This is a genomic window from Bacteroides clarus YIT 12056, assembly GCF_900129655.1.
Classification (GTDB): domain Bacteria; phylum Bacteroidota; class Bacteroidia; order Bacteroidales; family Bacteroidaceae; genus Bacteroides; species Bacteroides clarus.
The window spans coordinates 236,804-250,049 of the sequence record NZ_FQWK01000001.1; the positions used below are offsets into that span (position 1 = coordinate 236,804).

Consider the following 13,246-nt stretch of genomic DNA (forward strand, 5'->3'; position numbering starts at 1 on the left):
TGAATTACTAATTACTTCGCTACTTCGGGTTGGGGAGCGGCGGGTTTCTTCTTCTCTTCTACGTGACTGCCCGGATGATTCAGCGTCAGTACCAGTTTGCTGCGGTCGAATACGGCATGCTCAAAGTTCTGGTCGAATGTGATGGCATCGTGCGGACAGGCATTGACGCAAAGCTGGCAGAATATACAGGAGCCGAGGTCGTATTCGTATTTCGCCAGTATCTTCTTTTTCTTTCCGTCTTCCGTTTCTACGGTTTCGCTCGTCACCTTGATGGTGTCGTTGGGACAAGCCATCTGGCACAGGCCGCACGCGATGCAATGGTGCTCGTTCCGCTCATTGTGGGGCATTGTCAGCGTACCCCGGAAACGTTCGGAGAGTTTCAGCGTCTTCCGGTTTTCCGGATATTGTTCGGTAGTCTTCTTACGGCAGAAAACGGTCATAGTGGTTTTCATACCCGTGAGCAGGGAAGTGATACCATTGATGAGGCTGCCTATGTAGGAGTTATTATCTTTCATCAGAAATGTAATTTAAATACTACGATTAATACCATTAGAATCAGGTTCACCATGCTGATAGGAACCAGATATTTCCATTCGAGGTTCAGAATCTGGTCGATGCGCAGGCGCGGGAATGTCCATTTAATCCACATCAGCAGGAATACTACGAAGAATGCCTTGCCGAAGAACCACACAAAGCCCGGAATGTAATCCATGACCGCATTGAAACCGTCCAGACCGACGATGTGCAACGGCATCCAGCCACCCAGGAAAATAGTGGCGGCTATACCGGCTACGATGAACAGGTTCAGGTACTCTGCCAGATAGAAGAAGCCGAAACCCATACCGGAGTATTCCGTATGATAACCGGCGGTCAGCTCGCTTTCGGCTTCGGGCAAGTCGAACGGGCCGCGGTTGGTTTCCGCATTACCCGCAATAAGATAGATGACGAACGCTATAACTGCCGGGATGTGTCCTTTGAATATAAACCAGCCGTCGGCTTGTCCGGCTACGATTTCGGAGAACTGCATCGTGCCCATCAGGACTACCATTGTCAGGATACTCAGCCCGCAGGAAAGTTCGTAACTGATGATTTGCGCGCCGCTTCGCATGGCTCCGATAAGCGAGAACTTGTTGTTGGAACTCCAGCCGGCAAGTAGGATACCTACCACGCCGATACTTGAAGCGGCAAGCAGGAAGAACACGCCCACGTTGAAGTCAAGCACTTCCAGCCCTTTGCTGATGGGCAGACAGGCGAAAGTGAGGAACGAGGCTATAATGACCATGAACGGCGCCAGGTTGTAGAGGAATCTGTCGGAGAACTTCAGGTCAATGATTTCTTTAGTCAACATCTTGATAACGTCGCAGGGCACTTGGAGCAATCCCCACTTTCCCACACGCATCGGTCCGAGGCGGCATTGGAAAAAGGCGCATATCTTGCGCTCCATATAAATCAGGATAATGGCAAGCACTGCATACATCAGGATGATGCATACGCCTATCACTACACATTCGAGAAACACCGCCAGACCTTCCGGCATGAAGGAGGTCAGCATCTGGTGAATCCAATTGGTTACTATACTAAAGTCAAACATCTGTTTATTTACGATTTTACGATTTACTATTTGATAGTTTGGTGTATGTTTGCTATCTACTCCTTTATCTATCGATATCCGGTACTACATAGTCCAGTGTTCCACCGATGGCAATAAGGTCGGCAATCTTTGCGCCGCGGCAAATCGTATCTATGGTAGATACCAGCGGAAGACCCGTACTGCGGAAGTGCAAACGGTAGGGAGTTTTGTCGCCATGGCTCTCGAGGAATACGCCGAACTCACCGCGGCTGCCTTCTACGGCGGCATAGTAAGTGCCTTCCGGCACACGGATAATCGGTTTCATCTTCTCCTGGTATGCGCCTTCGGGGATATTGTCTATCAGCTGTTCGATGATTTTCAAGCTTTCCATGATTTCATCCATACGGATGAGGTAGCGTGCCCAGGAGTCTCCTTCGGTGCGGACAATCTCTTTGAAGTCCACCTTATCATATACACTGTAAGGCATACGTTTACGTACGTCGCACGCCCAACCGCTGGCGCGCCCTGTGCCGCCGGTGGCGCCGAAAGCTATGGCGTCTTCGCGGGACAGTACGCCTACGCCTTTCAGACGTTGCTGCGCAATGATATTTCCCGTAAACACGTCGTGGTATTCGTGCAGGATGCCGCGCAGGTAAGGGATGAATTCTTTCACTTTCTTCTGGAAGTCGGGAGCGATATCGGCTTGCACGCCGCCAATCGTGTTGTAGTTCATGATGAGGCGCCCGCCGCAAGTGCCTTCAAAGATGTCCAAAATCTTTTCACGGTCACGGAAGCCGTAGAAGAAAGCGGTCAGCGCACCGAGGTCCATTGCCAGACAGGAGTAGAAAAGCAGGTGCGAATCGATACGCTGCAGCTCGTCCATGATGGTGCGGATGTATTGTACGCGCTCGCTTACCTCTATGCCCATGGCCTTTTCGATACACATACACAGGGCATGGCGGTTCTGGTGAGCGCCCAGATAGTCCAGACGGTCGGTCAGAGCCAGTGTCTGCGGGTATGTAAGGCTTTCGCACATTTTCTCGATACCACGGTGGATATATCCGCAGTTGGCATCTATCTTTTCGATGATTTCACCTTCCAACGATACGCGGAAACGCATTACGCCGTGGGTGGCAGGGTGCTGGGGACCGATGTTTACCACATATTCGTCGTCGCCGAAGAGTTGTGACTCTTTGTTCTTTACGGTTCCGTCCGGGTTAAGTTCCAGCTCGGTGGTGGTATCAATGGTTTCTTCGTTATCCATGCGCAGAGGGTTCTGTGCCTCCGGGTCATCGTCTTTACGCATCGGATAGCCTATCCAGTCATTGCGCAGATAGAGGCGTCTCATATCGGGGTGTCCGATGAACACTACGCCATAGAAGTCGAACACTTCACGTTCCAGGAAGTCTGCGGCCTTCCAGATGTCGCAAACGGAAGGGAGTTCGGGATGTTCCCGGTCGAGAGTGGCGGTGCGAACCGCAACCCGTTTGCCGGTAACGGTGGACTCCAACTGATACACTACGCCAAGTCCGCGCGGAGTATCGGGAGTATCTTTGGCGGTATCCGGTTCGCCCCAGTCCATACCGGTGAGGCATTCCAGAAAGTCCATCTGCTCTTCTTGCCGCAGGCGCAGCATCTCGTCATGCAAAGCCGCGGGCTCTATATATCTTATTGCATTCATATTCATTCTTCCGGTTTTTCTTCTTTTTGATTTACACCACCAAAGTACTTCTCTATTTTTACCTTACGTTGCAATTGCATCATTCCGTAGTAGAATGCTTCGGGGCGGGGAGGACATCCCGGGATATATACGTCTACCGGCAGAATCTTATCCACTCCGTTGACAACGTGATAAGATTTCTTGAACGGGCCGCCGCTGACAGCGCAACCGCCTACGGCTATCACGTACTTAGGGTCGGCCATCTGGTCGTACAAACGTTTCAGTACCGGCGCCATTTTGTTCGTGATTGTTCCGCACACCATAATCATATCTGCCTGGCGCGGACTGGCACGGGCTACTTCAAACCCGAAGCGCGCCATGTCATAGCGGGCTGCGCCGAGGGCCATGAATTCGATACCGCAACAGCTTGTTGCAAACGTAAGCGGCCACAGCGAATTGCTGCGTCCCCAGTTGACGAAATCGTCCAGTACGCCGAGAGCCACATTAGCGCCTCCCGCGTTGAGTTCCCAAACCAATTTCTCCAACGTTTCGTTGTCTGTAAACTCCTCATAAGGGATGGATTTTATGTTGGGTTTCTTCGTTACTTCCATTCCAAAGCTCCTTTCCTCCAGGCATAAGCAAGACCCAGAATTAATATAATAAGGAAAAACAAAATACTGAAAAGTCCGGCTACTCCAAGCTCGCGTGCAATGACTGCCCACGGAAACAGGAATACGGTCTCCACTTCAAACATCAGAAACAGGATGGCGAACAGATAGTAACCTACCCGGAACTGCATCCATGATTTACCGCGGGTGGGAATACCACACTCGTACGGCTCCATTTTCTGTGCATTGTACGAACGGGGGGCTATCGCATTGGACAGCGCGATAACAATACCCACGAAAGCAATTGCCGTCAGCAAGACGACTACTAACAAAGTAAAGTTCATAAATCTGATAAGATTTTAGATATATAATATATAGATATGCTGAATAAAGGCAATAAAGTGGCAGAGACCACCCTTTTATCTGATAATCTTTCTAAGCCCGAATACGTAGTAATGCGGGTCGGGAACGGGAGGGTAATGTAAGTCCGGCATAGGGTCGTAACTTTGTGCGCGCAGCAATTGTTGCATACGGATAATATCGACACGCAGCAGAGAACCTTTATTACTTGGCACTTGCATATGTTCCACATATTCCAGACAGGAAGATGTAGACGATAAATGGTTGTAATAGTTCTGGATAGCTTGTTGGGCGGTAGGCGCCTGAGTTAAGACGCAACTTTCTGCTTTACAGTTGACCGGAGTGCACAAAAAATCCGCAGCCCCTATTGCACCGTTGTGTAATAAAACTGCGAGTATGGCTATTATACAATATTTTATGCACTGTTTCATATCTCCATATCTCTTTTCAGGGCGCAAAGATATAATAAGTATCTCTCATTTTGCTATCTCTGCATAACAAAAAATGACTATTTTTACACTTTTTATCCTAAATCAATTCCGTTTCCAGAATTCCGGGGTGAACAAAAGTAAGACGGTGAATAATTCCAAACGTCCCAATAACATGAGGAATGACAGTAACCATTTGGCTGCATCAGGCAGGGCGTTCCATGAATAGGCCGGACCTGTATCACCTAATCCGGGGCCCATATTACCGATGCTGGATATGACGCAACCGATGGACTCTTCGGCTCCTATCCCCATTCCCATCATGATTAATATGCCGACGATGATGATGATGATGTATAAAAAGAAGAATGCCAGCACCGTGGAAACGATGGAAGGAGATATTACCTGTTTGTTTACGCGTACCGGCAGTACGGCATTGGGATGCAGAATATGTTTGAACTCATTACGTGATACTTTGGCAAGGATTACCATCCGGATGCATTTCAGTCCTCCGGTGGTACTGCCTGCGCAAGCTCCCATGATCATGACGACGGTTAGCAATCCCCAAAGCATAGGTGTCCACAGCATGTAATCATCTGTGGCAAAGCCCGTAGAGGTCTGCAGAGATATAACCTGGAACAATGATTTACGAAAAGCCTCTTCCACGCCCGTCGAACTGGTATAGTAGAGGACAACGGCTATGACGGTGGTAAAACCGACTACCGACCAGAAGTACCATTTTAACTCGGCGTTGTCGATGACCTTTTTGAATTTCCGGTTGACGAAGAATAGTAACAGTGTAAAGTTGATACCGGAAATGAACATGAAAATAGAGATGACATACTCTATATAGGGGGAGTTGTAATAGGCCACACTTGCCTGTTTGGTAGAGAATCCTCCCGTTCCTGTGGTGGCAAAGGCGTGACACACACTGTCGAACCAGTCCATACCGCCCAGCATTAACAGGACTACGAGAATCAGGGTAAGGCCGGTATAGATACTCCATATCCATTTGGCGGTGATGCCGATGCGCGGATGCACTTTGTCGTGCGTGGGACCACTGGCTTCGGCGGCAAATACCTGCAGGCCGCTGACCCCGAAGATTGGCAATACCGCAATCGTAAACATGATAATTCCCAAACCGCCGATCCATTGCGTCATGCCGCGCCAGAACAGTAATCCGTGAGGAAGCGATTCTATATTATCCAGTACGGTGGCTCCCGTACTTGTAAAACCGGACATGGTTTCGAAGAAAGCGTTCGTAATGTCGGGAACGTATCCGCTGATATAGAAAGGCAGCATGCCGAAAAGGGAAAAAGCCACCCAGGCAAGGCTGACCAGTACGTAACCGTCACGGCGGGTCAGCTGTTTTTCACCGCCTTTTCCGGCAATAGCCATGAGCAGGCCGGCTCCGGCAGTGATACCTGCCGATTTCCAGAAGTCGAGCAGGGCTTCGTCATTATAGTAATACGATATTGCCGAACATGCCAGCAGCATGACTGTTTCCAGTAATAGCAGGATACCGATAATCCGTATAATTGTCTTAAAGTTAATCACGTTCGCTAATTAAAGTATTTTTCGATTTTCTTAATCATCATGTTCAGGCAGAATACTACCACGTGGTCTCCGGGTAATATTTGCGTGCTACCCATAACCACAACGCCTTCGCCGTTACGTATCAGTCCGCCGATGGTCGTTCCTTTAGGCAGACCGAGGTCTTTTACCTGGTGTTTGGTTATCTTCGAGCCGGGTTTGACGGTGAATTCCGCTACATCGGCGTTGGCAAAGGTCAGGCATTTTACGTTACTGACATCGGCGTCCAGCATCATCTGGTAAATGTGGCTGGCGGCAATCATCTTTTTGTTGATAACCGTACCGATATCGAGGCTTTCCGCCATGCCTATGTAATCTATGTTTTCTACTTCCGCCACTGTCTTGCTTACTCCCATGCGCTTTGCCGCCAGACAGGCGAGGATATTTGTTTCCGAGTTTCCGGTTAGCGCCACAAAGGCTTCGGTGTTCTTTAATCCTTCTTCTACAAGTAAGTCCATGTCCCGTCCGTCTCCGTTGATAATCATAGTTTTATCATCCAGTAGTTCGGTCAAGCGGTTGCAGCGGTTCAAGTCGTTGTCCACGATCTTCACTTGCATATAGTCGGGAACATATTGTGCGGTACGTACTGCAATGCGGCTTCCACCCATAATCATGACATTGCGCACATCGGCATAATCTTCCTTGCCGGCTATCTTACGGATGTACGGAACGAATTTGCGGGTAGTTGTAAAATAAACAATATCATGCAGTTTGATGACATCGTCACCGCGGGGAATCAGTGTTTCGTTGCCGCGTTTGATGGCTACCACGTGATAAGGCAGTTCAGGTCCGCCCAGTTGATGCAGAGGAATATCCAGAATCTCTGCTTTCTCACGCATCTTGGCGCCTATCAGAATCAGCGCGCCGCCGCAGAATTCCCACCATTGGCGTACCCAGCTCATACGGATAGAAGATACAATCTCTTTTGCCGCAAGCATTTCCGGGTAGATAAGCGAGTCCACCCCCAGCTTCTGGAAGAATTCCTTGTTCTTGGGCAACAGGTATTCGTAGTTGTCAATGCGGCCTACGGTCTTTACCGCACCCAGATTGGTAGCAAGCATGCAGGCAGTGATGTTACGGCTTTCATCGGGAGTAACGGCGATAAAGAGGTCGGCTTCTCCCACCCCTACTTCTTTCAATCCTTTAATGGAAGTGGGAGAGGCAGTGACAGTCATCAAGTCGAAGTTGGAGCTGAGTGTACTCATTCTTTCTTCGTTGTCGTCCATTAATATAATGTCTTGCTTCTCGCGAGACAATAGCTTGGCTAAATGTGTGCCTACTGCGCCGGCACCAGCAATGATTATCTTCACAATGCTTTTAGAAATGAAGAATTAAGAAGGATGAATGAAGAATTTCCTTGCGGATGGTTTGCGTAGCGAGCGCAACCCGATTCTTCATTCATCATTCATCATTCTTAATTAATATATTATAGATTCCTTCCTCATCCATTCCGCACAACTGATACAACTCCTGTACCGTACCATGCTCTATAAATGTGTCGGGTACACCGATGCGCTCTATGTGCGGGGTGTAGCTGTTGTCTGCCATAAACTCCAGTACGGCGCTTCCCATACCGCCTTTTCGCGCACCGTCTTCTATGGTGATGATGCGTTTGAAGTTGCGTCCCGCTTCGTGTAACAGTGTTTCGTCCAGTGGTTTGAGGAAACGCAGGTCGTAGTGGGCTATGGAGAGTCCTTTCTCTGTTTCCGCCCGTTTGATGGCGCGCGCGGCAATGTTTCCTATCGGACCGAGGGTGATGACCGCAAGGTCTTTCCCGTCTTTCAGTTTCCGACCTTTACCTACGGGGATTTCTTCCAGCGGACATTTCCAGTCCACCAACACGCCACGTCCGCGCGGATAACGGATTACGAACGGACCTTTGTCCGGCAGCTGTGCCGTGTACATCAGGCGACGCAGTTCGTGCTCGTCCATGGGTGAGGATATGGTCAGGTTCGGGATAGGACGGAAATAAGCGAGGTCGTATACGCCATGATGTGTCGGTCCGTCTTCACCTACCAATCCGGCGCGGTCCAGGCAGAGCACTACAGGCAACCGCAGGATGGCAATGTCATGTATCACGTTGTCATAAGCCCGCTGCATGAAGGACGAATATATGTTGCAGAAAGGTTGCAGACCTTCTTTTGCCATACCGCCGGAGAATGTGGCGGCGTGTCCTTCGGCGATGCCTACGTCGAAAGCCCGGTCGGGCATGGCTTGCATCAATATGTTCATGGAACATCCGGTGGGCATGGCGGGCGTCACCCCGACGATTTTCGGATTCTTCTCTGCCAATTCCACTAACGTCTCGCCGAATACGGTTTGGTATAGAGGAGGCAGATTGCTGGTGTCTGCAGTGATGCGCTCTCCGGTTTCGGGGTCGAATTTGCCGGGTGCGTGCCAGATGCCCGGCTCTTTCTCGGCCGGTTCGAAGCCTTTACCCTTTACAGTGTGCAAATGAAGGATTTTAGGTCCTTGCATATCTTTTATATCCCGCAGAATACGGGCCAAGTTCTTTACGTCATGTCCGTTTATCGGACCGAAGTATCGGATGTTCATCCCTTCGAAGATGTTCTGTTGCTGGGCCGCCATTGATTTCAGACTGTTGGAAAAGCGGATTAGCGCTTTACGCCGGTCTTCATTCAGTACGCCCATTTTAAATAACATCTTGGAGGCTTTGAAACGCAGCTGGTTGTAGCGGTTGGAGGTTGTCAGATTGAAAAGGTATTGTTTCATGCCGCCTACACTGCGGTCTATTGCCATGTCGTTGTCGTTAAGGATAATCAACAGATTGTTGGCGGTGGACGAGGCATTGTTCAAGCCCTCAAAGGCCAGTCCGCCACTCATGCTTCCGTCGCCGATGACGGCTACTACATGACGGTCTTTCTCACCTTTTTTGGCTGCAGCAACAGCCATGCCTAAGGCTGCCGAAATGGAGTTTGAGGCATGTCCGCAGGTGAAGGTGTCGTAATCGCTTTCCACAGGAGTGGGGAAGGGGCGTATGCCCTTGAACTTCCGGTTGGTGCAAAAAGACTCGCGACGTCCGGTCAGCATCTTGTGACCGTAGGCTTGATGCCCTACGTCCCATACTATACGGTCGTAAGGGGTATTGTAGACGTAATGCAGCGCGACGGTAAGTTCCACTGTACCCAGACTTGCTGCAAAGTGCCCCGGGTTGCACGAAAGTTCTTGAATGATGTCTTGTCTTAATTCTTCACAAACTTCCGGGAGCTGTTCCACGCTTAATTTACGCAGGTCTTCCGGATAGGAAATGGAGTCTAACAAGTTATATGTTGTTGGTTCTGTTTTCATCATTGTACTGAAGATTACAAAATGCAAAAATAGCAAAAGAAAACGGATGGCTGTATCATTTTGTCTGTTTTTTGTTCCGTCGTCCGCCTTTTACGGGATTTTAAAGTTGCAGTTTCCCCGTTTATGGTATTTCTTTGTATCTTTGCAAAGATTTGAATAAAGTTTGTGTATGAACTTCACTACCCCTGTTGAACTCCCTGCCAACCTGCCCCGATTGCGGCACACGGACCGTTTGTTGCTGCTCGGCTCTTGTTTTGCGACTAATATGGGTACAAGGCTTGCGGATGCTAAATTCTCGTGTGACATCAATCCTTACGGTGTACTTTACAACCCTCTATCCATATCTGCCGCTTTGCGCGAAATCATACTCGGAAAGGTGTACGGAAAGGAAGATCTCTTTTTCTTTCGTGACTGTTGGCACAGCCCCATGCATCACGGGGATTTCTCATCACTGTCAGCAGATGAAACGTTGAAGAAGATAAATGAACGGATTGCCCGCGCACATGAGTGGATTTTTCGTTCGGACTGTTTGTTGTTGACTTTCGGTACATCGTGGGTGTACGAGCAAAAGAATACAGGACGCATCGTAGGAAATTGTCATAAGCTGCCGGGAAAAGAATTTATCCTCCGACGATTGACGGTCGATGAAATCGTATCGGATTATACTTCATTGTTGTCCGGGTTGTTGGCGCGAAATTCCGGACTGAAAGTGATACTTACAGTCAGTCCCATTCGTCATGCGAGGGATGGTATGCACGCCAACCAACTCAGTAAAGCTACCTTGTTGCTGGCTATAGACAGGCTGCAAGCCGCTTTTCAGGAAAGTGTATTCTATTTTCCCGCCTATGAATTGATTTTGGATGAATTACGCGATTATCGTTTCTATGCTGAAGATATGGTACATCCTTCCGATATGGCTGTGCAATATGTGTGGGAGCGTTTTTCGTCTGCGTGTTTCTCGGAGGAGACGTTACAGATAATAGAGGAAAGTGAAAATATCCGTAGAGGATTAGCTCATAAGCCTTTTCACCCGGATTCTGAAGAGTATAAGCGTTTTTTAGGACAAATTGTGTTAAAAATAGACCGACTTAACGGAAAATACCCGTACTTAGACTTCCAAAAGGAGAGAGAATTATGTCATATACGATTGAAGATATAGCCCGAATAATTGGTGCGCGGCGGATAGGCGATACGCCGGCCGCTATTGACTGGCTGCTTACAGATAGCCGTTCCCTGAGTTTCCCGGAGGAAACCTTGTTTTTTGCTTTGACTACCAAACGGAATGACGGAACACGTTATATCCGTGATTTATATACGCGCGGCGTTCGTAATTTTGTCGTCAGCGAAGAAGGCTTGAAGGAAGTTGAAACGTTCAACTTTCAACCTTCGACTTTTAACTTATTAGTCGTGCCAAATCCGCTGAAAGCATTGCAGAAGTTGGCGGAACAACATCGCGACCGCTTTCAAATACCTGTTATCGGCATAACGGGCAGTAATGGAAAAACCATTGTGAAGGAGTGGTTGCATCAGTTGTTGAGTCCGGAGCGTGTAATCACCCGTTCGCCCCGCAGTTACAATTCGCAGATTGGAGTGCCTTTGTCCGTATGGCAGATGAATGGGCAAACGGAGCTTGCCATATTGGAGGCGGGCATTTCGGAACCGGGAGAAATGCGTGCCTTGCAGAATATTATCAAACCTACAATCGGTATCCTGACAAATATAGGAGGCGCGCATCAGGAGAATTTCTTCTCTTTGCAGGAGAAATGTATGGAGAAACTGGCGCTCTTTAAGAATTGCGATGTAGTGATTTATAACGGTGACGACGAGTTTATCAATAATTGCGTGGGCAAATCCATGCTTTCCGCCCGTGAGATAGCATGGAGTAGGAAAGATATGGAGCGTCCGTTATATATAAATAAGGTGGAAAAGCAAGAGGATTCCACTGTTGTTTCTTATCGTTATCTGGATATGGACAATACATTTACACTGCCGTTCATTGATGATGCTTCTATCGAGAATTCGTTGAATTGTTTGGCGGCCTGTCTGTATCTGATGCTGCCTGCCGAACAGATTACGGAGCGTATGGCAAAACTGGAACCGATAGCGATGCGCCTGGAGGTGAAAGAGGGCAAAAACGGATGCTTGCTTATAAACGACAGTTACAATTCTGACCTCGGTTCGCTGGATATAGCGCTTGATTTCTTGTATCGCCGCTCACAGAGCAAGGGCTTGAAACGGACACTGATTCTTTCGGATATACTGGAGACGGGACAGAATACGCCTACTCTTTACCGGCAGGTGGCGCAATTGGTAAACAGCCGGGGAATAGAACGTATTATCGGTGTGGGAAGTGAAATATCTTCGTGTGCCGCACGGTTTAATATCGAGAAAGCTTTTTATCCGGATACGGCTGCACTGACTGAAGCCATTGGAAAAGGCGAACTCCGCTTGGAGAATGAAATAATCCTGATTAAAGGTGCGCGCAAGTTCGGCTTTGATGAGTTGACAGAGGTTCTGGAGAAGAAGGTGCACGAAACGATATTGGAGGTGAATCTCGGTGCGATGATTGCCAATTTGAATTATTATCGCGGTAAACTGAGGCCTGAAACAAAAATGGTATGTATGGTGAAGGCTTCCGCTTATGGCGCAGGATCGTATGAGATTGCCAAAACCTTGCAGGAACATCATGCGGATTACTTGGCTGTTGCCGTTGCCGATGAAGGTTCGGACTTGCGCAAGGCGGGAATTACGGCAAGCATCATCATTATGAATCCGGAAATGACAGCATTCAAGACGATGTTCGATTATAAACTGGAACCGGAAGTTTACAGCTTCCACTTACTGGAGGCGTTGATTAAGGAAGCCGAGAAAGAAGGTATCACCAATTTCCCCATTCATGTAAAGCTGGATACCGGTATGCATCGGTTGGGGTTCGCTCCGGATGATATGCCCCTGCTTATAGAACGTCTGAAAGGACAGAATGCAGTCATTCCCCGTTCGGTATTCTCCCATTTTGTAGGAAGCGACGCTCCGCAGTTCGATGCCTTTACACGCAGACAGATAGAGATTTTTGAGAAGGCATCCATGCAGTTGCAGGAGGCGTTTCCGCATAAAATACTTCGCCATATCTGCAATTCGGCAGGTATAGAGCGTTTTCCGGGAGCACAGTTTGATATGGTACGATTGGGAATCGGGCTGTATGGTGTCAGTCCGATAGATAATTCTATAATGAATAATGTCAGTACGCTGAAGACTACTATTCTGCAAATACGTGATGTACCCGAAGAAGATACGGTGGGATATAGCCGTAAGGGACATTTAGTGCGTCCTTCCCGTATTGCAGCCATTCCTATCGGTTATGCCGACGGATTGAACAGGCATTTGGGTAACGGTCATGCCTATTGTCTGGTGAACGGGCAGCGCGCTCCTTATGTGGGGAATATTTGTATGGATGTCTGCATGATTGACGTTACGGATATTGATTGTAAAGAAGGTGACAGTGTGGAAATTTTCGGAGATCATCTTCCTATAACCGTTCTTTCCGATGTGCTTGGTACCATTCCATACGAAGTACTGACAAGTGTTTCGACACGTGTGAAGAGAGTATATTATCAGGACTGAGAAGAAGTATGAAGTATAAGGTCTAAAATATTTCAACACTTACTATAATGAGTTACATTTTATACCTTATACTTTATACTTCATATTTCATAAATCT

11 protein-coding genes are annotated in these 13,246 nt (G+C 48.3%); 2 read left to right on the plus strand and 9 right to left on the minus strand.

Annotated elements, in window-relative coordinates; genetic code table 11:
- Positions 1 to 11 precede the first annotated feature (11 nt).
- The 9 genes from BUB52_RS00915 to dxs all read right to left on the minus strand — a co-directional run bounded on the left by BUB52_RS00915 (position 12) and on the right by dxs (position 9,528).
- On the minus strand, positions 12 to 515 hold the full coding sequence (locus BUB52_RS00915; RefSeq protein ID WP_009123014.1) for a NuoI/complex I 23 kDa subunit family protein: 504 nt from the start codon (positions 513 to 515) through the stop codon (positions 12 to 14).
- Complete coding sequence (nuoH, locus tag BUB52_RS00920; protein ID WP_009123015.1) at positions 515 to 1,591, minus strand: NADH-quinone oxidoreductase subunit NuoH; 1,077 nt, start codon at positions 1,589 to 1,591, stop codon at positions 515 to 517. The genes BUB52_RS00915 and nuoH overlap by 1 nt, the downstream gene beginning before the upstream one ends.
- Before the next feature lie 64 nt (positions 1,592 to 1,655).
- Complete coding sequence (locus tag BUB52_RS00925) at positions 1,656 to 3,251, minus strand: NADH-quinone oxidoreductase subunit D (protein WP_039951154.1); 1,596 nt, start codon at positions 3,249 to 3,251, stop codon at positions 1,656 to 1,658.
- 2 nt (positions 3,252 to 3,253) lie between these two features.
- Positions 3,254 to 3,841: an NADH-quinone oxidoreductase subunit B gene (locus BUB52_RS00930; RefSeq protein WP_009123017.1), complete on the minus strand. Its 588-nt coding sequence runs from the start codon at positions 3,839 to 3,841 to the stop codon at positions 3,254 to 3,256.
- Positions 3,832 to 4,182, minus strand: a complete 351-nt coding sequence (locus BUB52_RS00935; RefSeq protein ID WP_009123018.1) for an NADH-quinone oxidoreductase subunit A — start codon at positions 4,180 to 4,182, stop codon at positions 3,832 to 3,834. Before BUB52_RS00935 ends, BUB52_RS00930 begins: the two co-directional genes overlap by 10 nt.
- 75 nt (positions 4,183 to 4,257) lie before the next feature.
- Positions 4,258 to 4,629, minus strand: a complete 372-nt coding sequence (locus tag BUB52_RS00940) for a hypothetical protein (RefSeq protein WP_022218226.1) — start codon at positions 4,627 to 4,629, stop codon at positions 4,258 to 4,260.
- 102 nt (positions 4,630 to 4,731) lie between these two features.
- Complete coding sequence (locus BUB52_RS00945) at positions 4,732 to 6,183, minus strand: TrkH family potassium uptake protein (protein WP_009123020.1); 1,452 nt, start codon at positions 6,181 to 6,183, stop codon at positions 4,732 to 4,734.
- 5 nt (positions 6,184 to 6,188) lie between these two features.
- On the minus strand, positions 6,189 to 7,529 hold the full coding sequence (gene trkA, locus BUB52_RS00950; protein WP_009123021.1) for a Trk system potassium transporter TrkA: 1,341 nt from the start codon (positions 7,527 to 7,529) through the stop codon (positions 6,189 to 6,191).
- Positions 7,530 to 7,620: 91 nt separating this feature from the next.
- On the minus strand, positions 7,621 to 9,528 hold the full coding sequence (gene dxs, locus BUB52_RS00955; RefSeq protein ID WP_039951156.1) for a 1-deoxy-D-xylulose-5-phosphate synthase: 1,908 nt from the start codon (positions 9,526 to 9,528) through the stop codon (positions 7,621 to 7,623).
- A 169-nt stretch (positions 9,529 to 9,697) separates the two neighbouring features.
- Here dxs and BUB52_RS00960 point away from each other — a divergent pair, with 169 nt between their 5' ends.
- Both BUB52_RS00960 and BUB52_RS00965 read left to right on the plus strand, forming a co-directional pair.
- Positions 9,698 to 10,687: a GSCFA domain-containing protein gene (locus BUB52_RS00960; protein WP_039951074.1), complete on the plus strand. Its 990-nt coding sequence runs from the start codon at positions 9,698 to 9,700 to the stop codon at positions 10,685 to 10,687.
- A complete protein-coding gene (locus BUB52_RS00965; protein ID WP_009123024.1) occupies positions 10,663 to 13,149 on the plus strand; it encodes a bifunctional UDP-N-acetylmuramoyl-tripeptide:D-alanyl-D-alanine ligase/alanine racemase in 2,487 nt (828 codons plus the stop codon). The genes BUB52_RS00960 and BUB52_RS00965 overlap by 25 nt, the downstream gene beginning before the upstream one ends.
- The last annotated feature ends 97 nt before the right edge of the window (positions 13,150 to 13,246 follow it).

What these genes read in the sequence shown, in the direction of transcription:
- BUB52_RS00915 (WP_009123014.1), bottom strand. Translation starts at nt 515, where the DNA reads ATGAAAGATAATAACTCCTACATAGGCAGCCTCATCAATGGTATCACT.
- nuoH (WP_009123015.1), bottom strand. Translation starts at nt 1,591, where the DNA reads ATGTTTGACTTTAGTATAGTAACCAATTGGATTCACCAGATGCTGACC.
- BUB52_RS00925 (WP_039951154.1), bottom strand. Translation starts at nt 3,251, where the DNA reads ATGAATGCAATAAGATATATAGAGCCCGCGGCTTTGCATGACGAGATG.
- BUB52_RS00930 (WP_009123017.1), bottom strand. Translation starts at nt 3,841, where the DNA reads ATGGAAGTAACGAAGAAACCCAACATAAAATCCATCCCTTATGAGGAG.
- BUB52_RS00935 (WP_009123018.1), bottom strand. Translation starts at nt 4,182, where the DNA reads ATGAACTTTACTTTGTTAGTAGTCGTCTTGCTGACGGCAATTGCTTTC.
- BUB52_RS00940 (WP_022218226.1), bottom strand. Translation starts at nt 4,629, where the DNA reads ATGAAACAGTGCATAAAATATTGTATAATAGCCATACTCGCAGTTTTA.
- dxs (WP_039951156.1), bottom strand. Translation starts at nt 9,528, where the DNA reads ATGAAAACAGAACCAACAACATATAACTTGTTAGACTCCATTTCCTAT.
- BUB52_RS00960 (WP_039951074.1), top strand. Translation starts at nt 9,698, where the DNA reads ATGAACTTCACTACCCCTGTTGAACTCCCTGCCAACCTGCCCCGATTG.
- BUB52_RS00965 (WP_009123024.1), top strand. Translation starts at nt 10,663, where the DNA reads ATGTCATATACGATTGAAGATATAGCCCGAATAATTGGTGCGCGGCGG.